This window comes from Streptomyces sp. NPDC001231, assembly GCF_042896885.1.
GTDB lineage: Bacteria > Actinomycetota > Actinomycetes > Streptomycetales > Streptomycetaceae > Streptomyces.
The window spans coordinates 129,609-149,665 of the sequence record NZ_JBIAXS010000021.1; the positions used below are offsets into that span (position 1 = coordinate 129,609).

18 protein-coding genes are annotated in these 20,057 nt (G+C 71.5%); 10 read left to right on the plus strand and 8 right to left on the minus strand.

Annotated features, from left to right (window positions below; translation table 11 throughout):
* Nucleotides 1-31: 31 nt before the first annotated feature.
* On the plus strand, nucleotides 32-634 hold the full coding sequence (locus ACFY3J_RS25005) for a TIGR03086 family metal-binding protein (protein ID WP_384173966.1): 603 nt from the start codon (nucleotides 32-34) through the stop codon (nucleotides 632-634).
* Between the two features lie 283 nt (nucleotides 635-917).
* On the opposite strand, the gene ACFY3J_RS25010 is transcribed toward ACFY3J_RS25005, so the two are convergent.
* Nucleotides 918-1,268 (minus strand): hypothetical protein, encoded by a 351-nt coding sequence (locus ACFY3J_RS25010; RefSeq protein WP_384173964.1) that lies wholly within the window; start codon nucleotides 1,266-1,268, stop codon nucleotides 918-920.
* A gap of 444 nt (nucleotides 1,269-1,712) precedes the next feature.
* On the opposite strand from ACFY3J_RS25010, the gene ACFY3J_RS25015 reads away from it, so the two are divergent.
* Nucleotides 1,713-1,934 carry a tyrosine-type recombinase/integrase gene (locus ACFY3J_RS25015; protein ID WP_390841777.1) on the plus strand — a complete coding sequence of 74 codons (222 nt, stop codon included), beginning with the start codon at nucleotides 1,713-1,715 and terminating at the stop codon, nucleotides 1,932-1,934.
* A 75-nt stretch (nucleotides 1,935-2,009) separates the two neighbouring features.
* On the opposite strand, the gene glnA is transcribed toward ACFY3J_RS25015, so the two are convergent.
* Nucleotides 2,010-3,371 (minus strand): type I glutamate--ammonia ligase, encoded by a 1,362-nt coding sequence (glnA, locus tag ACFY3J_RS25020; protein ID WP_141361480.1) that lies wholly within the window; start codon nucleotides 3,369-3,371, stop codon nucleotides 2,010-2,012.
* 318 nt (nucleotides 3,372-3,689) lie between these two features.
* Here glnA and ACFY3J_RS25025 point away from each other — a divergent pair, with 318 nt between their 5' ends.
* On the plus strand, nucleotides 3,690-4,898 hold the full coding sequence (locus ACFY3J_RS25025; RefSeq protein WP_384173957.1) for a globin domain-containing protein: 1,209 nt from the start codon (nucleotides 3,690-3,692) through the stop codon (nucleotides 4,896-4,898).
* Between the two features lie 117 nt (nucleotides 4,899-5,015).
* On the opposite strand, the gene ACFY3J_RS25030 is transcribed toward ACFY3J_RS25025, so the two are convergent.
* Complete coding sequence (locus ACFY3J_RS25030) at nucleotides 5,016-5,459, minus strand: RrF2 family transcriptional regulator (RefSeq protein ID WP_384173954.1); 444 nt, start codon at nucleotides 5,457-5,459, stop codon at nucleotides 5,016-5,018.
* Nucleotides 5,460-5,611: 152 nt separating this feature from the next.
* Between ACFY3J_RS25030 and ACFY3J_RS25035 the strand changes: the two genes are divergently transcribed.
* The 3 genes from ACFY3J_RS25035 to ACFY3J_RS25045 all read left to right on the plus strand — a co-directional run bounded on the left by ACFY3J_RS25035 (nucleotide 5,612) and on the right by ACFY3J_RS25045 (nucleotide 9,124).
* Nucleotides 5,612-6,286, plus strand: a complete 675-nt coding sequence (locus ACFY3J_RS25035; protein WP_384173951.1) for a DUF3105 domain-containing protein — start codon at nucleotides 5,612-5,614, stop codon at nucleotides 6,284-6,286.
* Nucleotides 6,283-6,915 carry a DUF305 domain-containing protein gene (locus ACFY3J_RS25040; RefSeq protein WP_384173949.1) on the plus strand — a complete coding sequence of 211 codons (633 nt, stop codon included), beginning with the start codon at nucleotides 6,283-6,285 and terminating at the stop codon, nucleotides 6,913-6,915. Before ACFY3J_RS25035 ends, ACFY3J_RS25040 begins: the two co-directional genes overlap by 4 nt.
* Nucleotides 6,916-7,189: 274 nt before the next feature.
* Complete coding sequence (locus ACFY3J_RS25045) at nucleotides 7,190-9,124, plus strand: protease pro-enzyme activation domain-containing protein (RefSeq protein ID WP_384173946.1); 1,935 nt, start codon at nucleotides 7,190-7,192, stop codon at nucleotides 9,122-9,124.
* Nucleotides 9,125-9,131: 7 nt separating this feature from the next.
* Here ACFY3J_RS25045 and ACFY3J_RS25050 read toward each other — a convergent pair whose 3' ends face one another.
* A complete protein-coding gene (locus ACFY3J_RS25050; protein WP_384173943.1) occupies nucleotides 9,132-9,449 on the minus strand; it encodes a hypothetical protein in 318 nt (105 codons plus the stop codon).
* Nucleotides 9,450-10,101: 652 nt separating this feature from the next.
* On the opposite strand from ACFY3J_RS25050, the gene ACFY3J_RS25055 reads away from it, so the two are divergent.
* Nucleotides 10,102-11,856, plus strand: coding sequence for an NAD+ synthase (locus ACFY3J_RS25055; protein ID WP_384173940.1), 1,755 nt, complete (start codon nucleotides 10,102-10,104; stop codon nucleotides 11,854-11,856).
* 71 nt (nucleotides 11,857-11,927) lie between these two features.
* Here ACFY3J_RS25055 and ACFY3J_RS25060 read toward each other — a convergent pair whose 3' ends face one another.
* The 4 genes from ACFY3J_RS25060 to ACFY3J_RS25075 form a co-directional block, all read right to left on the minus strand.
* A complete protein-coding gene (locus ACFY3J_RS25060; RefSeq protein ID WP_390841778.1) occupies nucleotides 11,928-13,241 on the minus strand; it encodes an MFS transporter in 1,314 nt (437 codons plus the stop codon).
* A 109-nt stretch (nucleotides 13,242-13,350) separates the two neighbouring features.
* Entirely contained in the window at nucleotides 13,351-14,406 is a 1,056-nt protein-coding gene (locus ACFY3J_RS25065; protein ID WP_390841779.1) for an endonuclease/exonuclease/phosphatase family protein, read from the minus strand.
* A 176-nt stretch (nucleotides 14,407-14,582) separates the two neighbouring features.
* Nucleotides 14,583-15,209 carry a TetR/AcrR family transcriptional regulator gene (locus ACFY3J_RS25070; protein ID WP_384173931.1) on the minus strand — a complete coding sequence of 209 codons (627 nt, stop codon included), beginning with the start codon at nucleotides 15,207-15,209 and terminating at the stop codon, nucleotides 14,583-14,585.
* A 121-nt stretch (nucleotides 15,210-15,330) separates the two neighbouring features.
* A complete protein-coding gene (locus tag ACFY3J_RS25075; RefSeq protein WP_384173928.1) occupies nucleotides 15,331-16,929 on the minus strand; it encodes an MFS transporter in 1,599 nt (532 codons plus the stop codon).
* Between the two features lie 192 nt (nucleotides 16,930-17,121).
* Between ACFY3J_RS25075 and panB the strand changes: the two genes are divergently transcribed.
* The 3 genes from panB (at nucleotide 17,122) to ACFY3J_RS25090 (ending at nucleotide 20,033) form a co-directional block, all read left to right on the plus strand.
* Nucleotides 17,122-17,988: a 3-methyl-2-oxobutanoate hydroxymethyltransferase gene (gene panB / locus ACFY3J_RS25080; RefSeq protein ID WP_141361460.1), complete on the plus strand. Its 867-nt coding sequence runs from the start codon at nucleotides 17,122-17,124 to the stop codon at nucleotides 17,986-17,988.
* A gap of 192 nt (nucleotides 17,989-18,180) precedes the next feature.
* Nucleotides 18,181-19,206, plus strand: a complete 1,026-nt coding sequence (locus ACFY3J_RS25085; protein ID WP_390841780.1) for an ATP-binding cassette domain-containing protein — start codon at nucleotides 18,181-18,183, stop codon at nucleotides 19,204-19,206.
* Nucleotides 19,203-20,033, plus strand: coding sequence for an ABC transporter permease (locus ACFY3J_RS25090; protein ID WP_390841781.1), 831 nt, complete (start codon nucleotides 19,203-19,205; stop codon nucleotides 20,031-20,033). Before ACFY3J_RS25085 ends, ACFY3J_RS25090 begins: the two co-directional genes overlap by 4 nt.
* The last annotated feature ends 24 nt before the right edge of the window (nucleotides 20,034-20,057 follow it).

Consider the following 20,057-nt stretch of genomic DNA (forward strand, 5'->3'; position numbering starts at 1 on the left):
CGTGCCTGACGGCAAGCGGGGAAGGGATGACGTGGAGACGAGATCTGTGATGGCCCGAGCCTCCAAATCGGCGGTGGACATCGTCCGAGGGATCGGGCCGGACGCGTTCGACGGGCGCACACCGTGTCCGGAGCTGAAGGTCGGTGCACTCCTGAATCACCTGATCTTCTTCACCGGCGTGCGGGGGTACGCTGCGGGACTGAAGCAGCCCCCGCAGGCTCCGAACGAAGTGGCGGAGGGGCATGACTTCACCGCGGAGCCGGATTGGGCCGAGGCGTACGCCGCCCGGTCGGCGGCGACCGCCGCCGTCTGGAGTGCTCCGGAGGCATGGGCCGGCGAGACGGCGCTGACCGGGAGCGGGCGGATGCCGGCCCGCTTCATCGGTGGGATCGTGCTGGGCGAGTGGCTGCTGCACGGCTGGGACCTGGCGGTGGCCACCGGGCAGAAGCTGAACGTGGACCACGAACTCGCGGTAGCGCTGTACGAGGACATCGTCGGCAAGGCCGAGATGGCCAGGCAGTACGGGGTGTTCGGCCCTGAGGTCAGCGTGCCGCCGACCGCGCCGCTGTTTGACCGCGCTCTGGGACTGGCGGGCCGTGACCCGTCATGGAAGCGCCCGGCTGACCGCATGTGAAGGGGCGCAAACAGCCCCCTGTGGTCCTGCGGATCGCAACCCACGTTCCCTGCTGTTGGCAGGGCGCAGCGGCCGTCAGTGACTGGGGTGTCCTCGTCGAGCACAACGAGGCCCTGCATGTCGGCGAGACCAGGGCTCGTGCTTGGTCCGGGTGTCGCGGCGGCGAACGCATCTGAGGATGGGCTGCGAGCGCACGGCCCACCGTGTCCAGGGCCGAGGGTGCGGTGGTGAAATCGAGCTCACCCACGGTGGCTGGAGCCCACCTGCTCATCCTTTGATCCGTCTATCGCTCGTCCCCGGGCCGGTATCCCGCTGATGCGCGGATCCGGTCGCCCGCCGGTAACTCAGCGTGGATGCTCGGCCGGACCTCCACGATGGCGTCGGCGTCCTCCTGGTCGCCCTCCTCGTCGCGCCAGAGATAGACCCGCACGTGCTTCGCCCGGTGAAGGCCGCGCACCTTCCACTCGGTCATCAGGTCGGCGACGACAAGGGAAAGGGCGTACTGGGGGCCCTCGCTCGAATCGTCGGCGGTGATCGTGCCCCGCCACCGTTCGGGGTCGCTGCCGTAGGGGCGCCATCCCTCCGAGCCGTGCGGCTCGAACACCCGGTACACCCAGTCCGTCTCGGTGCCCATAGCACCGATCCTGTCACTGCAAGGAGCACCGTGCGCCGCATCAGATCCACCCTCGCCGAGCTCGGGTCGACCGGCTACAACAACTTTGAGCTGGGCGACGGGGTCCTTCTTCGTCATCGGCAAGGTGCCTGCCGCCGGGCAGGCGCCGGCTGCCGAGCAGCGGCGCGCGATGGGCGCCGCCATCGGCGCCAACGAGCGGACGGTGATCCTGCGGCGCGACAGCGCGTGTGCGGGGCGGGGTAGGTGCCGTCGGCGATCCGCTGCCGGATCACGTCGGCGACCTGCGGCCACCTGGGCGCATCGGCGTTCACCCGCCTTGATGGTGCGGGTGCCGTTCGGCGGACCGACTTCAACGACCGCGCTTGGAAGCCCGCTCTCGTCGCGGCCGGGGTGATCCCCCAACCGAAGCCGGGCGAGCGTCACCAGGCTGCCCGCGAGCATGGCATGCACGCGCTCAGGCACTTCTACGCCTCGGTTCTGCTGGACGCCGGCGAGAACATCAAGGTCCTGAGCCGCTACCTCGGACACAGCGATCCGGGGTTCACGCTCCGGGTCTACACGCATCTCATGCCGAGTAGCGACGCGCGGGCCCGGAAGTCCGTGGACAGCCTGTACGAGGGAACCGATCCCGTGCCGGACGGCCCAGAGACGGTCCAGCAACGGTGAGACGCCGCGGGGCCGACGGTCCGCGATCGTCGGCCCCACCCGCCGAATGAACGGGAAACCAGCTCTGACCTGCTCTTACAGCACCGGCAGGTGCTTCTTCAGCTCGAAGGCCGTGACCTCCGAGCGGTACTCGTGCCACTCGGCGCGCTTGTTGCGGAGGAAGAAGTCGAAAACGTGTTCGCCGAGGGTGTCGGCGACCAGGTCGCTGTTCTCCATCAGGGTCAGGGCCTCGCCGAGGTTCTGCGGGAGCGGCTCGATGCCCATCGCGCGGCGTTCGGCGTTGGAAAGGGCCCAGACGTCGTCCTCGGCGCCCGGCGGGAGCTCGTAGCCCTCCTCGATGCCCTTCAGGCCGGCGGCCAGGAGGACGGCGTAGGCCAGATAGGGGTTCGCGCCGGAGTCCAGGGAGCGGACCTCCACGCGTGCGGAGCCGGTCTTGCCGGGCTTGTACATCGGGACGCGGACCAGGGCCGAGCGGTTGTTGTGACCCCAGCAGATGTACGAGGGGGCCTCGCCGCCGGCGCCCGCGGTGCGCTCGGAGCCGCCCCAGATGCGCTTGTAGGAGTTGACCCACTGGTTGGTGACCGCGGAGATCTCGGCGGCGTGGCGGAGGAGGCCCGCGATGAAGGAGCGGCCCACCTTCGAGAGCTGGTACTCGGCGCCGGACTCGTAGAAGGCGTTCCGGTCGCCTTCGAACAGCGACAGGTGCGAGTGCATGCCGGAGCCGGGGAACTCCGAGAAGGGCTTGGGCATGAACGTGGCCTGGAGGCCCTGCTCGAGCGCGACCTGCTTCATGACCAGGCGGAACGTCATGATGTTGTCCGCGGTGGACAGGGCGTCGGCGTAGCGCAGGTCGATCTCCTGCTGGCCCGGGGCGCCCTCGTGGTGGGAGAACTCCACCGAGATGCCCATCGACTCCAGCATGGTGATCGCCTGACGGCGGAAGTCCATGCCGATGGCCTGCGGAGTGTGGTCGAAGTAGCCGGAGTTGTCCGCGGGCGTGGGGCGGGAGCCGTCCAGCGGGCGGTTCTTGAGCAGGAAGAACTCGATCTCGGGGTGGGTGTAGAAGGTGAAGCCGAGGTCGGAGGTGCGGGCCAGGGCGCGCTTGAGGACGTAGCGCGGGTCGGCGAAGGAGGGGGAGCCGTCCGGCATGAGGATGTCGCAGAACATGCGGGCCGTACCGGGGGCCTCCGCGCGCCAGGGCAGGATCTGGAAGGTGGACGGGTCGGGCTTGGCGATCATGTCGGACTCGTAGACCCGGGCGAAGCCCTCGATGGCGGAGCCGTCGAAGCCGATGCCCTCGTCGAAAGCCTGTTCCAGCTCGGCGGGCGCGACGGCCACGGACTTGAGGAAGCCGAGCACGTCCGTGAACCACAGGCGTACGAACCGGATGTCGCGCTCCTCCAACGTCCGGAGCACGAACTCCTGCTGCTTGTCCATCTTCCGCTTCCCCATCCTTGCTGGTCAGGCCGCCTGTGTTCGGTGTCACGGGAGACCGTCGGGCACCTGAGCATCCCACCACGGCCGCGTTTCACACGTGTTGCGCAGCCCGTCGCCCGGCCGTCGCGCGAGGGCGCTCGCCCGGCGTACCGCTCTGCCGCCCATCTTGCCCGCTCGCACCGTCATCCGTAATGGCCGAACCCTCACCCACGTGACCGAGGACACGCCTCCATAATTTGCATCTCAAATGCAAGTTTCAATACCGTTTCGATCAGTCGAGCGATCGAGCCCATCCGATCGAGTCATCGAGGAGTCGCCATGCTGTCCGAGCAGTCAGCAGCCACCGTCCGCGCCACCCTCCCCGCCGTCGGCGCGGCCATCGACCGGATCACCGAGCGCTTCTACGCCAGACTGTTCGACGCCCACCCCGAGCTGCTGCGTGATCTGTTCAACCGCGGCAACCAGGCCGCCGGCACGCAGCGGCAGGCCCTGGCCGGCTCCATCGCCGCCTTCGCCACCCACCTGGTGGAGAACCCGGACCAGCGCCCCGACGTAATGCTCCAGCGCATCGCTCACAAGCACGCGTCCCTGGGAGTGACGCCGGAGCAGTACCCGGTCGTCCACGAGCACCTGTTCGCGGCCATCGCCGAGGTGCTCGGCGAGGCGGTGACCCCGGGGGTCGCCGCCGCCTGGACCGAGGTCTACTGGCTGATGGCCAACGCCCTCATCGCCATCGAGAAGCGCCTGTACGAGCAGAGCGAGCAGCGCGGCTGGCGCGAGTGGGAGGTCGTCGAGCGGATCGAGGAGACCGCGGACGTGGCCACCTTCAAGCTGCGCCCCGTCGACGACGCCCCGGTGCCCGGCTACCGGGCCGGCCAGTACGTCTCGGTCGGGGTCGAGCTACCGGACGGGGCCCGCCAGATCCGCCAGTACAGCCTGACCGCGGCCCCCGGATCGCCGGTGCGGCAGTTCGCCGTCAAGCGGGTGGCCGGCGACGCCACGACGCCCGACGGGGAGGTCTCCAACCACCTGCACGCACACGTGCGCGTGGGTGACGTCCTCCAGCTGTCCGCCCCGTACGGCGACCTCGTCCTGGAGGAGACCGAGGCGCCGCTGCTGCTCGCCTCCGCGGGCATCGGCGTCACCCCGATGATCGCCATGCTGGAGCAGCTCGCCCTCACCGGCCACGGCGCCCCGGTGACCGTGGTCCACGCCGACCGCTCCCCCGCCGCGCACGCGCTCCGCTCCGACCACCAGGCGTACACGGCCAAGCTGCCGGACGCGCGACCGGTCTTCTTCTACGAGCAGTACGACGTCGATGTCGACGACGCGGCAGGCGCCGGGCGGCCCGGCCTGGTCGACCTCGGCGACGTCGACGTCCCGGCCGGCACGCGCGCGTACCTGTGCGGCCCGCTGCCCTTCATGCGGGCGGTGCGCGAGCAGCTGATCGGCAAGGGCGTGTCCCCGGCCGACATCCACTACGAGGTCTTCGGACCGGACCTGTGGCTGGCCCAGCCGGCCGCCTGACCGATCGGGCCCATGTGCTCGGAAGGCCGGCCGAGGCGGTGTGCACCGTCCCGGCCGGCCTTCCGGTGTGGTCGCCCTTCCGGGTTCCCCCGGGGCCGACCGTGCGTGCCCCCGCGCTCAGGTGGGTGGCCGCATGGCGGGCAGCCCCAGCAGCAGCGGTCCCGTCGGCGCCGCGACCATGTCGGCGACCGTGAGGGGGTCGAGCGCGGCGTAGAAGGCCTCCTGGGCGCGCCGCAGGGCGCCGCGCAGGCGGCAGTCGGAGCTGAGCGGGCAGGGGATGCTGCCCTCGCAGTCGGCCACGTCGCCCTCGCCCTCCAGGGCGCGTACGAGGGCGCCGACCGAGGCGTTACGGCCCGCTTCGGTGAGTGTCAGTCCGCCGCCGCGGCCGCGGCGGGCCGCGAGCAGACCGCGGTGCTGGAGCTCGGCGACGACCTTCGCGGTATGCGTGTAGGGCACGCCCATGTCGCCCGCGACCTCCCGGGTCGTGGGGCTCGACTCGCCGGCGACCGCGAGCCGCATCAGGACGCGCAGCGCCATGTCGGTGGAGCGCAGCAGCCGCATGCGGCCAGGGTAGATAATGCGCATCGGCCGTTCAACTTATCGGCGGTCTCCCGGCGGGCGCTTCGGTCCCACTACGATCAGCGGGCCCCTCGGGCACGCACGGCCGCCCGCACGTCTCACCCGCCCGCCCCTTCCCCACGAAGGACTCCGCCATGGACTCCGCGCACCCGACCGGCACCGGACAGCACAAGGCCCGTACAGAGGAGATGCGCCGGGCGCAGCGCGTCCGGGAGCGGCGCGCGCGGCTGCTCACGGTGGCCGCGAGCGTGGTCGTCGTGGCCGGGCTGGTCACCGGCGGCGTGGTGCTCCTGAACTCGGGGTCCTCGGACGCCGCGCCGGCCGCGGCGAGCGAGGAGAAGGGCGGTGACGGCGGGCACTTCGTCACCCGCGCGGACGGCGTACGGATCTGGAAGGGCACGCTGGAGCGCAACCACACCACCGCCCCGGTGACCTACCCGATGGAGCCCCCGGTCGGCGGCGACCACAACCCGGTCTGGCAGAACTGCAACGGCGACGTGTACACCGAACCGGTGAAGAACGAAAGCGCCGTCCACGCGCTGGAGCACGGCGCCGTCTGGGTGACGTACAACAGCAAGGCGTCCAAGGCGGACGTGGCCGCGCTCGCGGCGAAGGTGAGGAAGACGCCGTACACGCTGATGAGTCCGGTCGAGGACCAGAAGGACCCTCTCATGCTGTCCGCCTGGGCGCACCAGCGCACGGTGGCGAGCGCGAAGGACCCGCAAGTGGACAAGTTCCTCGCCGAGTTCGTCCAGGGCCCGCAGACGCCCGAGCCGGGTGCCACCTGCACGGGCGGGCTGGACCGTTGAGGCACATCGGGCTGATCGCCGGGGCCGCGGCGGCCGCGCTGGTCGCGACGGGGGCGATCACGTACGCGGTCGCCGAGGACAGCGGCGGGGCGCGCCACACCGCGAAGGCGCCCGCCGCCGGCTCCGCGGACGCCGGCTTCGCCCGGGACATGGCGGTCCACCACCAGCAGGCCGTCGAGATGTCGTTCATCGTGCGCGACCGTACGACGGACACCGAAGTCCGCCGTCTCGCCTACGACATCGCGCAGACGCAGGCCAACCAGCGGGGCATGCTGCTGGGCTGGCTCGACCTGTGGGAGCTGCCGAAGGTGTCGGCGGACCCGCCGATGACGTGGATGGGCATGGGCGACGTGCCCGCCGGCCAGGACGGCGCGCTGATGCCCGGCATGGCGACCGACTCCGAGATGCGCAGGCTCGGCGAACTCGGCGGCAGGCAGGCCGAGGTGTTTTACCTCCAGCTGATGACGGACCATCACAAGGGCGGCGTCCACATGGCCGGGGGCTGTGTCGCCCGCTGCACGGTGGGTGTGGAGAAGAGGCTCGCGCGGGGCATGGTCGAATCGCAGCGCTCGGAGATGCGGTTGATGGCCGACATGCTCAAGGAGCGTGGCGCGGCGCCCCGTTCATAGCCCCGATGCCCCTTTCGCAACCCGGACGCCCCCTTCGCGACCCGAACGTCCCCCGACTCCCCGGGGCCGGGGGCGAAAGCCGCAATTCGCCGCGCCTGGCGGTTCCTTGGGCTTCTCTTGGCCTTCACATTCCCCTGACATGAACGGTTCATCGGGAAGAGTGGCCCCGATCGTGTGATCCAGACGAAAGACCCTTACCGCCGCGGGCTCTGCGCGGATCGTGCGAGGACCGACCACTCATTGCGTCACATGCGAACGCATCGCAGGGGGTTCTATGAGATCCAACCGTGCCACAGCGCGCGCCGGAATGAGCGTGGCGGCGACCCTGCCGCTGCTCGCCGGCGCACTGGCGCTCGGCATACCCGCGCACGCCGCGGACAACCCGGGCCGCAGCGCGCTCGCGGGCACCAGGCCCGTCTGGGCGACGGTCACGGCGGACAAGGGCGCCACCTCGGACAGCGCCCAGGTCCACGCCCGGGTCTACCTGGCCGGACGGGACGCCGCCGGCCTCGCCCAGTACGCCGCGGCGGTGTCCGACCCGTCCTCGGCCTCGTACGGCAAGTACCTGAGCGCCCAGGAGGCGCAGGCGCGCTTCGGCGCGACGAAGGCCCAGGTGGCCGCCGTCAAGTCGTGGCTGGCGTCGTCGGGGCTGAAGGTCACCGCCGTGACGGCGCACTACGTCGCCGTCTCCGGTGACGTCGCCGCCACCGAGAAGGCGTTCGGCACCCAGCTGCACAACTTCGCCAAGGGCTCGCGGACCTACCGCGCCCCGGCGCGGACGGCCTCGGTGCCGGCCTCCCTGAACGGCGCCGTCCTGACCGTCACCGGCCTGGACAACGCGCCGCACAAGGCGAAGCACAAGGACCAGCTGCCGCCGCCGGACGACGTGTTCAAGAACGCCGGGCCGTTCTCCACGTACTACGGCTCGAACGTGGCGAGCACGCTGCCCTCCGCGTACGGCCAGAAGGTCCCGTACGCCGTCAAGGGCTACACCGGCAAGGAACTGCGGTCCGCCTACGGCGCCGGCAAGTACACCGGCAAGGGCGTCCGCATCGCCATCACCGACGCGTACGCCTCGCCGACCATCGCCTTCGACGCGGCCAACTACGCGAAGAAGAACGGCGACAAGCCCTGGAAGACGGGCCAGTTGCGCCAGGTGCTCCCGGCCGGCTACACGGACACCGAGGAGTGCGGGGCGGCCGGCTGGTACGGCGAGGAGACCCTCGACGTCGAGGCCGTGCACGCGGTCGCGCCGGACGCGAACGTCGTCTACGTGGGCGCCGCCTCCTGCTACGACGACGATCTGCTCGACTCGCTGAGCAAGATCGTCGACAACCACCTGGCCGACATCGTCTCCAACTCCTGGGGCGACATCGAGGCCAACGAGACGCCGGACGTCGCGGCGGCCTACGACCAGGTCTTCCAGTTCGGCGCGGTCGAGGGCATCGGCTTCTACTTCTCCTCCGGCGACGACGGCGACGAGGTCGCCAACACCGGTACGAAGCAGGTCGACACCCCGGCCAACTCGGCGTGGGTGACCGCCGTCGGCGGTACCTCGCTGGCCGTCGGCAAGGGCCACAAGTACCTGTGGGAGACCGGCTGGGGCACCCAGAAGGCCTCGCTGTCCGCGGACGGCAGGAGCTGGGCGGGCTTCCCCGGCGCGTTCACCTCGGGCGCGGGCGGCGGCACCAGCCGGACCGTGCCGCAGCCGTCGTACCAGACGGGCGTCGTGCCGAAGGCGCTGGCCACGGCCAACAACAAGGCCGGCAACCGCGTCGTCCCGGACATCGCGGCGGTCGCCGACCCGAACACCGGCTTCCTGGTGGGCCAGACGCAGACCTTCCCGGACGGGTCGCAGCGGTACAGCGAGTACCGCATCGGCGGGACCTCGCTGGCCGCGCCGGTCATGGCGGCCGTACAGGGTCTCGCCCAGGAGGCCCGCGGCGGCAAGGCGATCGGCTTCGCCAACCCGGCGATCTACGCCAAGTACGGCTCGAAGGTGTACCACGACGTGGTGGACCAGCCGACCGGCAAGGACCTCGCGGTCGCGCGGGTCGACTACGTCAACGGCGTCGACGCCGCGGACGGCCTGAGCGTCTCCGTCCGCAGCCTCGGCAAGGACAGCTCGCTCAAGGCGGTCAAGGGCTACGACACCGTCACCGGCGTCGGCTCCCCCGCGAACGGTTACGTGGAGTCCTACCGCCGCTGACGCCAGGTCAGCGGCCGTGCGCCCGTTTCTCCTCCGGGAGGAGCGGGCGCACGCGCGCGTGCAGCACGGTGTCGGCGACGTCCTCGGGGCGGTCGAGCATGAGCGGGTGGCCGACGGGTGCGCTCGGCCGGAACGCGCCGCCCGGGACCGCGGCGAGCGCCCGCGGCCGGGCGTGCCACCACTCCCGCCGGGGTGCGGCCCGGCGCGGGTCGTCGGCGGCGAGCACGGTGACCGGCAGGCCGGGCGGCAGCGTCCGCGACCGCCGCAGGGCGGCGAGAACGGGCGCCCGGACAACCGACGCGAGCGCACGGGGCGGCACCGCCACACCCACGAGCGAACCTCTGCCGACCAGGGCCCACGGCCGGCCGGCGGACGGACCACATGAAGGCGGACGCCTCCTCACGGCCAGACACCGGCCGACAGGGTCGGACACCCGGACACGCGCGGCGAGTGCGCGGGCACGATGGCGGTTACCGCCACGCTCGGGGCAGTCCCCGCCCACCGGAGCCCACAGCCGGCCGGCAGACGGCCCACCGCGCACGAGCGACACGAACACGGGACGCCTCCTCACGGCCGGGCGGCGGCCGACAAGGGTCGGCGGTTGGGGAGCACGCGGGGCTGGAGGTCGGTGACGGTCTCGTCGCGGTGCGATCAGGGGGAGGCAAGGCACTGCACGGCGGCCCGTGGGCGCCTGGGCGCAGTGGGTGGCGTACACGTGAGCGGTGAGCACGCCGTACACGCCTGACGGACTCACCGCGGGCCCGGGCGGCTGGTCCGCCCGCGTCGTGCCGAGGCCGGGGGTGCTGCCGGGAACGCGGGAGCGGCGCGGCGGCCCGGTGCCAGGCCGCCGCGCCGCTCGGTCTTCGGCGCACGGTCCGCCGCGGCGATCCCCGGCCCCCTCGTGGGCGCGGGCGGCGTGGGGTGGCCCACACCTCCGCGCCCGGCCATCGCGTCGCTTTGACGATTACACTGGGCGCGTGCCTCAACTACGTCTCGCCCTGAACCAGATCGACTCGCGCGTCGGAGACCTCGCCGGGAACTCCGAGGCGATCGTCCGCCGGGCCCGGGAGTCCGCCGAGCGCGGAGCGCATCTCGCGGTGTTCCCGGAGATGGCGTTGACCGGGTACCCCGTCGAGGACCTGGCCCTCAGGTCGTCCTTCGTGAAGGCGTCCCGCGCCGCGCTGCGCGCCCTCGCCGCCCGGCTCGCCGCGGAGGGCCTCGGGGAGCTGCCGGTGCTCGTCGGCTACCTCGACCGCGGTGAGACCGCCCAGCCGAAGTACGGCATGCCTGCCGGCGCGCCGCAGAACGCGGCGGCGGTGCTGCACCGCGGCGAGGTGGTGCTGAGCTTCGCCAAGCACCACCTGCCGAACTACGGCGTCTTCGACGAGTTCCGCTACTTCGTCCCCGGCGACACCATGCCGGTCCTGCGGGTGCACGGCGTCGACGTCGCGCTCGCCATCTGCGAGGACCTGTGGCAGGACGGCGGCCGGGTGCCGGCCGCGCGCAGCGCGGGCGCCGGGCTGCTGGTCTCGATCAACGCCTCGCCGTACGAGCGCCTGAAGGACGACGCCCGCCTCGACCTGGTCCGCAAGCGGGCCCAGGAGGCCGGCTGCACCCTCGCCTACCTCGCCATGACCGGCGGGCAGGACGAGCTGGTCTTCGACGGCGACTCGATCGTGGTCGCCCAGGACGGCGAGGTGGTCGCGCGGGCGCCGCAGTTCGCCGAGGACCTCATGGTGCTGGACCTGGATCTGCCGGCCGCCTCGGCGAAGGCGCCCACGGGCCTGGTCGACGACGGTCTGCGCATCGACCGGACGGTGCTGTCCGAGGAACCGCTGCCGGCCTACGAGCCGGGTCCGGCCGACGGGTACGCCGCGCGCATGGACGACGACGAGGAGGTCTACACGGCACTGGTCGTGGGCCTGCGCGCGTACGTGCGCAAGAACGGCTTCCGCTCCGTGCTGATCGGCCTGTCCGGCGGCATCGACTCCGCGCTGGTCGCGGCGATCGCCTGCGACGCGGTGGGCGCGGAGAACGTGTACGGCGTCTCCATGCCGTCCAAGTACTCCTCGGAGCACTCCAAGGACGACGCCGCGGAGCTGGCACGGCGCACTGGCCTCAACTTCCGCACCGTCCCGATCGCGCCGATGTTCGACGCGTACATGGACTCCCTGGGCCTGACGGGCCTGGCCGAGGAGAACCTCCAGTCCCGGCTGCGCGGCACGCTGCTGATGGCGGTCTCCAACCAGGAGGGCCACATCGTCCTCGCGCCCGGCAACAAGTCGGAGCTGGCGGTGGGCTACTCGACGCTGTACGGCGACTCGGTGGGCGCGTACGGCCCGATCAAGGACGTGTACAAGACGTCGGTCTTCCGGCTGGCCGAGTGGCGCAACCGGGCCGCGGCCGAGCGGGGCGAGGTCCCGCCGATCCCGGAGAACTCCATCACCAAGCCGCCGAGCGCGGAGCTGCGCCCCGGCCAGGTCGACACCGACTCGCTCCCGGACTACCCGGTGCTGGACGCGATCCTGGAGCTCTACGTCGACCAGGACAAGGGCGCCGACCTGATCGTCGCGGCCGGATACGACCGCGAGCTGGTCACGAAGACGCTCCGCATGGTCGACACGGCCGAGTACAAGCGGCGCCAGTACCCGCCGGGCACGAAGATCTCCGCGAAGGGCTTCGGGAAGGACCGGCGCCTGCCGATCACGAACGGCTGGCGGGAGTCGGCGTAGGCGCCGGATCCTGTACGGGAGTACGGGAGTACGGGAGTACGGGAGTACGGGGGCGTGCGGGTGCCCCGGGGCTAGGCCCCCGGACCACCCGCAGCGCCCTCGGCCCGGACGGCCCCGTCCCGGAGTTCCCCCGTGCTCGTCGAGCGGGAAGGCACCCCCGTACGGGCCGTGGACGGCACGTGCGACGCGACCACACGCTCCCGCCCGGCCCGCACGGCACCGGCGCGCGCGGCACCCGCCCGCCGCAGGTCCACCCGGTACGCCAGGCCGGCCACCGCGAGGCCCAGCACCGCGAGGACGCCCCCCGCGAGCGCCGGCGAGGTCACGCCGAGGCCCGCGGCGAGGGCCAGCCCGCCGATCCAGGCCCCGCCCGCGTTCGCCAGGTTGAACGCGGCCTGGTTGGCCGCGGAGGCCAGGGACGGGGCCGTGGACGCCTTCTCCATGACCATGAGCTGGAGCGGCGAACCGGTGACGAACGCCGCCGTGCCCAGCAGGGCCACCGCGAGGGCCGCGCTCCACTCGGTCCGCATCAGCAGCGGGAACAGTGCCAGCACGACCGCCAGCGCGGTGAGCCCGCCGAACAGCGTGCCCCGCGTCGAGCGGTCGGCCAGGCGCCCGCCCAGCAGGTTGCCGACGGTCGCGCCCACCCCGAACAGGGCCAGCAGCAGCGTCACTCCGGCCTCGGCGTACCCGGCGGAGCCGGTGAGCATCGGCGTGATGTAGCTGTACGCCGAGAACAGCGCGCCGAAGCCCGCCACGGTCGTCAGCAGGGCCAGCCAGACCGGGAGGGAGCGCAGGGCGGCCAGTTCGCGGCGCAGGCCGGCCGCGGGGGCGTGGCCGCGGTCGCGCGGGACCAGCAGGACGAGGGACGCTATCGCGGCGATCCCGATCACGCTGACCGCGAGGAAGGTCACCCGCCAGCCGAGGCGCTGGCCCATGAGCGTGGCGGCCGGGACACCGACGACGTTCGCCAGGGTCAGGCCGAGCATCATCAGGGACACCGAGCGGGCCCTGCGCTCCGGCGGCACCATGGTCGCCGCGACGACGGCGCCCACACCGAAGAAGGCGCCGTGCGGCAGTCCGCTGAGGAAGCGGGCGGCCAGCAGCCAGTGGTAGCCGGGGGCGAGGGCGGACAGCGCGTTGCCGACGACGAACAGGGCCATGAGGCCGATCAGGACGTGCCGGCGGGGCAGCCGTGAGGTGACGGCGGCCAGCAGCGGGGCGCCGATGACGACGCCCAGCGCGTACGCCGAGACCAGGTGCCCGGCGGCGGGGATCGAGACGTGCAGGTCGTCGGCGACGTCGGGGAGCAGCCCCATGATGACGAACTCGGTGGTACCGATGCCGAAGGCGCCCACGGCGAGGGCGAGCACAGCCAGGGGCATGGAGGGCCTTTCAGAGCTTCGAAGCGTGCGGGGCAGGAGTTCCGTACCGCGGAGATCCGCGTATGTTCAGAGACGGAACAAAGCCTCTCAGGCCCAGTATTCCAGCAGGTTAAGACCCGGTTGCCGATGTGGTGACGTTCACACGCGCGGCCACCGGCAGATGGTCGCTGCCCGTGCGCGGCAGGGTCCAGGAGCTCACCGGCTCGACTCCCCTGACCATGATCTGGTCGATCCGCGCCATCGGGAACGACGCCGGCCAGCTGAACCCGAAGCCGCTGCCCGCGGCGCCCTGGGTGGAGCGCATCTGGGAGGTGACGGCGTTGAGCGAGCGGTCGTTCATGGTGCCGTTCAGATCGCCGAGCAGGACCACCCGGGGCAGTTGCTCACCGGCGATCGCCTCGCCCAGCGCGTCCGCGCTCTCGTCGCGCTGCGCGGCGGTGAAGCCGGCGTTCAGCTTCACCCGTACCGAGGGCATGTGGGCGACGTACACCGCGACGGGCCCCTCGGGCGTTCGCACGGTGGCGCGCAGGGCGCGCGTCCAGCCCAGCTTGATGTCGACGGAGCGGACGCCGCTGATCGGGTACTTGCTCCACAGCCCGACCGTGCCCTGCACCGTGTGGTACCGGTACGCCGGGGCGAGCGTCCGCTCGTAGACGGGGAGCGCGGACGTCTTCAGCTCCTCCAGGGCGAGCACCTGGGCCCCGGAGGCGGCCAGATCCCGGGCGGTGCCGGACGGGTCGGGGTTGTCGGCGTTGACGTTGTGCGTGGCGACCGTCAGTTCGCCGCCGGGGCCCGTCTTGTCGGTGAGCAGGCTGCCGAACTGGTTGAGCCAGACGATCCCGGGCAGCAGCACGGCGATCAGCGCGATCGGCGCCCTGCGCACCAGGGCCAGTACCAGCAGCACCGGTACGAACAGGCCCGCCCACGGCAGGAAGGTCTCGGTGAGACTGCCGAGGTTGCCGATCCGGTTGGGGATCTGCGCGTGCGTCAGCAGCACCAGGGCGAGGACGACCGCGAGCGCGGCGAGGAGGAGGCCCCGGCGCCACAACCGCGCGTCGCCGCGCCGGCCGCCGGAGAAGCCGTGCGCCAGGCGCCGGAACCGGTCTCCTGGGCGCTCGGGCCCCGAGCCGCCCGCCGTCTCCGTCACGTACGCCTGTCGCGCCATACCGTCGCCTCACTGCCTGCCGTGCACACCGTTCACCCCCGTGTTCTACGACCCTAGGGGATGATCGGCGCCGTTCCCGCCGTCCTTGACGGCCGTACGGGCAGGATGACGAAGAAGTCGGCGCGCGGAGTTCCGGTTGCGCCGCCCACAGCCCCATCTGTGACGAAACGCGCACATCAGCGCGGGGAACTGACAGGCCGTAGCCCTTCGAGCACCGCGTCCACTATCTGCTCCGACAGCCCCTCGGGCAGGCCGGCGTCGGGGCGCATCACGCTGCGCACCAGCATGGGGCCGACGAAGAGGTCGCCGAGCAGGTCGACGTCGATGTCCCGGCGCAGTTCGCCGTCGCGCTGCCCGCGGCGCAGGACCTCCACCTGGAGTTTGCGCCGCGGCTCGACCACGGTCGCGTGGTAGGCGCACCAGATCTTCGGGCTGCTCTTCATCTGGGCGTAGACGTTGTGCAGGATGAGCGAGCTGCGGCTCACCAGGCCGCGGCGGCGCAGCTGTTCGAGGATGGCCACGAGGTCGTCGCGCATGGAGGTGCCCGGCAGGTCGGGGTCGGGGGGCTCGGCGGCGCGTACGACGTCGACGAACAGCTCCTCCTTGCCGCTCCAGCGCCGGTAGATGGTGGCCTTGCCGACACCCGCGGTGCGGGCGATGCGTTCTATGGAGAGTTCGGCCAGCGGCACGCCGTCCTCCAGCAGCTTCATCACGCCCTCCACGATGGCGCGTTCCACCGCTTCGCTGCGGGGGCGCCCCCGCACGGGGGCGTCGGCAGCGGCGTGGCTGTCGGCAAAGCTCACGTGGGCCGTCCTTTCGTCGTACAGGGAGATTGTCCTATCGGGCGGTCGTCGGTGGGTTCAACCCACCGACGGCCCCCTCCGGCCGGCAGTCCCCCGTCGCCGCGTGGCCCCCGTGTCGCGGCTACTCCACCGCCGCCACCAGTTCCTCTTCCTCCTCGCCCTTCCGCGGCAGGGCCTCCTTGCCCGGCAGGAACACGGCCACCACGACCGCGCCGACGAGCGCGACCACGGTGCCGCACAGCGCGGTGACGTGCATGGCGTGCAGGAAGGCGTCGTTGGCCGGGCCGATCAGGGCCTTGCCCTGCGGGCCGAGCTTGGCCGCGATGCCGAGGGTGGCCTCGATGGACTCTCCGGCCTTGTCCCGCAGTCCGGCCGGCAGCAGGCCGAGCTTGCCCTCGATGTCGTTGCGGTACGCCGTCGAGAGCACCGAGCCGAGGACGGCGATGCCGAGGGCGCCGCCTACCTGGCGGAAGGTGTTGCTGAGCGCGGAGGCCGAGCCGGCCTTCTCCCGGGGCAGCGCCTGCATGATGACGACGCTGGTCGGCGTCATGATGTGCGCCATGCCGGTGCCCATGAGGAAGAAGACGACCTCCAGCAGCCAGATCGGCGTGTCGGCCTCGAAGCCGGCGAAGGCGGCCAGCATGGCGGCGAGCAGGATCAGTCCGCCCGTGGTGGTGGCCTTGTTGCCGAAGCGGTCGACGACCAGCCGGGCCCGCGGCGCGAAGATCAACTGCGCGACGGCGAGCGGCAGCATCAGCACACCGGACTCCAGCGGCGAGTAGCCGCGCACGCTCTGGGTGTAGAAGACGCCGAAGAACGTCACGCCCATCAGCGCGAAGAAGACCAGCGCGATGGCGGTCATGGCGGCCGAGAAGACCTTGTTCTTGAAGTACGTGACGTCCAGGGACGGGTGGTCGCTGCGCTTTTCGTAGACCACGAAGGCCGCGAGGACGAGCAGGCCCGCCACGATCGTCGACAGCACGGTCGCGTTGGTGAAGTCGGCGAGCTCGCCGCCCCGGATGATGCCGTAGACGAGCAGGACCAGGCCGACGACGGACAGCACCACGCCGATCGGGTCGAGGCGGCCGGGCCGCGGGTCGCGGGAGTCGGGCACCAGCCACAGCATCAGCGCGACCGCGAGGATGACGATGGGAACGTTGACCAGGAAGACCGAGCCCCACCAGAAGTGGTCCAGGAGCAGACCGCCGGTGATCGGGCCGATCGCGATGGCCAGGCCGACGCCGCCCGCCCAGATGCCGATGGCCTTGGGCTGCTCCTCGCGTTCGAAGACGTTCATCAGGACGGCCAGGGTGGCCGGCATGACGAAGGCGGCACCGAGAGCCATCACCGCGCGGAAGGCGATGAGTTGGCCCGGCGAGCCGGACTCGGCGGCCAGCGCGGAACCGGCACCGAACACCACGAGGCCGCCGATCAGGACCTTCTTGCGCCCGATGCGGTCGCCGACCAGGCCCGAGGTGAACAACAGGCCCGCGAAGACGAGGGTGTAGGCGTTGATCGCCCACTCCAGCTCGCTCTGCGTGGCGCCCAGGCCGGTCGGGGCGGGGGTTGAGATGGTCTTGATCGCGACGTTCAGGATCGAGTTGTCGAGCACCACTATCAGCAGGCTCAGCATCAACACGCCGAGAATCGCCCAACGGCGGCGGTGCACCGCTTCCGGAACCCGGGGGCCGTGGGCGGCACGGTCGGCAGGAGTAGTCATGGCGCCGAGCGTAGGGGCACTTCCGATACGAGACCGTCTCGTATCGCAATCCTTTACCCAGATCTTACGCCCTCCGTGCCGAGACGTTGCGCACACGGGGCTCCTCTGGCCGCGTCCGGCACGAGGTGCCACCATGGGAGGGATCCGGGGACGCCGTAAGGGCGCCCCGAGATGACTGAAGGAGCCGTTGTCATGACGCAGCTTTCGGCTGCCCACAACAAGCCCTCCGACGGCAGCAAGGCGCTGTACGGGGGCAAGGGCACTCGCCGCATCACTGTTCGCGACATCTCCCTCGCCAAGGAACGCGGCGAGAAGTGGCCCATGCTCACCGCCTACGACGCGATGACCGCGTCCGTCTTCGACGAGGCCGGCATCCCGGTGATGCTGGTCGGCGACTCCGCGGGCAACTGTCACCTCGGCTACGAGACGACCGTGCCCGTCACGCTCGACGAGATGACCATGCTGTCGGCCGCGGTCGTCCGCGGCACCCGCCGCGCCCTGATCGTCGGCGACCTCCCCTTCGGCTCCTACCAGGAGGGCCCGGTGCAGGCGCTGCGCTCGGCGACCCGGCTGGTGAAGGAGGCGGGCGTCGGCGCGGTGAAGCTGGAGGGCGGCGAGCGCTCCCACGAGCAGATCCGGCTCCTGGTGGAGTCCGGCATCCCGGTCATGGCCCACATCGGCCTGACCCCGCAGTCCGTCAACGCCATGGGCTACCGCGTCCAGGGCCGCGGCGAGGAGGCGGCGCAGCAACTGCTGCGGGACGCGAAGGCCGTTCAGGACGCGGGCGCGTTCGCGGTGGTCCTGGAGCTGGTGCCGGCCGAACTGGCCGCCGAGGTGACCCGGGTGCTGCACATCCCGACGGTCGGCATCGGCGCCGGTCCCGAGACGGACGCGCAGGTGCTGGTGTGGACCGACATGCTCGGGCTGACCGGCGGGCGCGTGCCGAAGTTCGTCAAGAAGTACGCCGACCTGCGCGAGGTCATGGGCAACGCGGCCAAGGCCTTCGCGGAGGATGTGGTGGGCGGGACGTTCCCGCTGGAGGAGCACTCGGTGCACTGACCTCCCGTCGAGCCATCGCGGTACCAGGGCAGCCCCCGCCGACTTCCCCCATCGGCGGGGGCTGCCGGTTTCCTGGACAGCGGCCCGGTGTCGCGGCTGGAGGTGGGGCTCACCGCGCCCGACAGGTGCTCGTCAGGCGTCTGTCGGTGGGCTGTCGGTGGTTTGTCGGTGGGGGCTGGCACCGTTCGGGGCATGACGCGAATCGACGACAACCCCGGCGGCGTGCCGAACGCCGTGACCGTGCGGGGGCTGGTCAAGCACTACGGCGAGACCAAGGCGCTGGACGGCGTGGACCTGAACGTGCGCGAGGGCACCGTGATGGGCGTGCTCGGGCCGAACGGAGCCGGCAAGACCACCCTCGTACGCATCCTCTCCACCCTGCTCGCCCCGGACGCCGGACAGGCCACCGTGGCCGGCTACGACGTCGTCCGGCAGCCCCGGCAACTGCGCCGGGTCATCGGGCTGACCGGGCAGTACGCCTCCGTGGACGAGAAGCTCCCCGGCTGGGAGAACCTGTACCTGATCGGCCGGCTCCTCGACCTGCCGCGCAAGGAGGCCCGCGCCCGCGCCGACGAACTGCTGGAGCGGTTCTCGCTCACCGAGGCCGCGCGGCGGCCGGCCCGCACCTACTCCGGCGGCATGCGGCGGCGGCTCGACCTCGCCGCCTCGATGATCGGGCGGCCCGCCGTCCTGTTCCTGGACGAGCCGACCACGGGCCTCGACCCCCGCACCCGCAACGAGGTGTGGGCCGAGGTCAAGGCGATGGTCGGCGACGGGGTCACCGTGCTGCTGACCACCCAGTACATGGAGGAGGCCGAACAGCTCGCCTCCGAGCTGACCGTCGTCGACCGCGGCAAGGTCGTCGCGGGCGGCGGCATCGAGGAGCTGAAGGCGAAGGTCGGCGGGCGCACCCTGCGCGTGAAGCCGGCCGACCCGCTCGAAGTGCGCCCGCTGGCCGGGATGCTCGACGAGCTGGGCATCACCGGGCTCGCCGCGACGACCGTCGACACCGCGACCGGCTCCCTGCTCGTGCCGGTCCTCAGCGACGAGCAGCTGACCGCCGTGGTCGGCGCGGTCACCGCGCGCGGTATCACGATCACCTCCATCACCACCGAACTGCCCAGCCTGGACGAGGTGTTCCTGTCCCTCACCGGCCACCGCGCCAGTGCCCCGCAGGACACCGTGCCCGCCGACACCCGCGAAGAGGTCGCCGTATGAGTGCCGTCACCACGACCCCGCTGGGCTCCGCCGGCCTCAAGGCCGACGCCCGGATCCCGCTGCGCAGCCATCTGCGGCACACCGGCGCGCTGGTCCGCCGCAACCTGCTGTGGATCCGACAGGACCCGGAGTCGATGTTCGACGCGATCCTGTTCCCGGTGATCTTCACTCTGCTGTTCGTGTACGTCTTCGGCGGCTCGATCGGGCAGTCGCTGGGCGGCGGGCAGCAGCAGTACGTGCAGTACATCGTGCCCGGCCTGATGGCCATGATGGGGATGAACCTGGCCCAGAGCGTGGGCACCGGCTTCAACCAGGACTTCAACTCCGGTGTCATGGACCGCTTCCGGTCCCTGCCGATCGGGCGCGGCTCGGTGCTGTTCGCCAAGATCGCGGTGGAGCTGCTGCGGATGCTGATCGCCACCGCGATCCTGCTGTTCGTCGGCGTCCTGGTCGGCTTCGACATCGAGAACTGGCCCGGCCTGTTCGCCGCCGTGGGCCTGTCGGCGGTGTTCGGCTCGGCGCTGATGTGGGTGTTCATCACGCTCGGCGTGGTGATGAAGAACGCGCAGTCCGTGCAGGCGATGGGCTTCCTGGTGCTGATGCCGCTCCAGTTCGGCTCGTCGATCTTCGCCCCGCCCGGAACGATGCCGGGCTGGCTGCGGACCTTCACCCAGTACAACCCGCTGTCCGCGCTCGCGGACACCGCCCGCGGACTGATGGTGGGCGGCCCGGTGGCCCACAGCCTGTGGGTGAGCCTGGCCTGGTCGGCGGCGCTCACGGCGGTGATGGCGCCGGTGGCGATCCACAAGTTCCGCACCAAGAGCTGACCGCACGGCCTCGCGCCGGTGCGG

What these genes read in the sequence shown, in the direction of transcription:
- panB (WP_141361460.1), top strand. Translation starts at nt 17,122, where the DNA reads ATGACGCAGCTTTCGGCTGCCCACAACAAGCCCTCCGACGGCAGCAAG.
- ACFY3J_RS25035 (WP_384173951.1), top strand. Translation starts at nt 5,612, where the DNA reads ATGGACTCCGCGCACCCGACCGGCACCGGACAGCACAAGGCCCGTACA.
- ACFY3J_RS25090 (WP_390841781.1), top strand. Translation starts at nt 19,203, where the DNA reads ATGAGTGCCGTCACCACGACCCCGCTGGGCTCCGCCGGCCTCAAGGCC.
- glnA (WP_141361480.1), bottom strand. Translation starts at nt 3,371, where the DNA reads ATGGACAAGCAGCAGGAGTTCGTGCTCCGGACGTTGGAGGAGCGCGAC.
- ACFY3J_RS25025 (WP_384173957.1), top strand. Translation starts at nt 3,690, where the DNA reads ATGCTGTCCGAGCAGTCAGCAGCCACCGTCCGCGCCACCCTCCCCGCC.
- ACFY3J_RS25075 (WP_384173928.1), bottom strand. Translation starts at nt 16,929, where the DNA reads ATGACTACTCCTGCCGACCGTGCCGCCCACGGCCCCCGGGTTCCGGAA.
- ACFY3J_RS25060 (WP_390841778.1), bottom strand. Translation starts at nt 13,241, where the DNA reads ATGCCCCTGGCTGTGCTCGCCCTCGCCGTGGGCGCCTTCGGCATCGGT.
- ACFY3J_RS25015 (WP_390841777.1), top strand. Translation starts at nt 1,713, where the DNA reads ATGCACGCGCTCAGGCACTTCTACGCCTCGGTTCTGCTGGACGCCGGC.
- ACFY3J_RS25010 (WP_384173964.1), bottom strand. Translation starts at nt 1,268, where the DNA reads ATGGGCACCGAGACGGACTGGGTGTACCGGGTGTTCGAGCCGCACGGC.
- ACFY3J_RS25030 (WP_384173954.1), bottom strand. Translation starts at nt 5,459, where the DNA reads ATGCGGCTGCTGCGCTCCACCGACATGGCGCTGCGCGTCCTGATGCGG.
- ACFY3J_RS25065 (WP_390841779.1), bottom strand. Translation starts at nt 14,406, where the DNA reads ATGGCGCGACAGGCGTACGTGACGGAGACGGCGGGCGGCTCGGGGCCC.
- ACFY3J_RS25045 (WP_384173946.1), top strand. Translation starts at nt 7,190, where the DNA reads ATGAGATCCAACCGTGCCACAGCGCGCGCCGGAATGAGCGTGGCGGCG.
- ACFY3J_RS25085 (WP_390841780.1), top strand. Translation starts at nt 18,181, where the DNA reads ATGACGCGAATCGACGACAACCCCGGCGGCGTGCCGAACGCCGTGACC.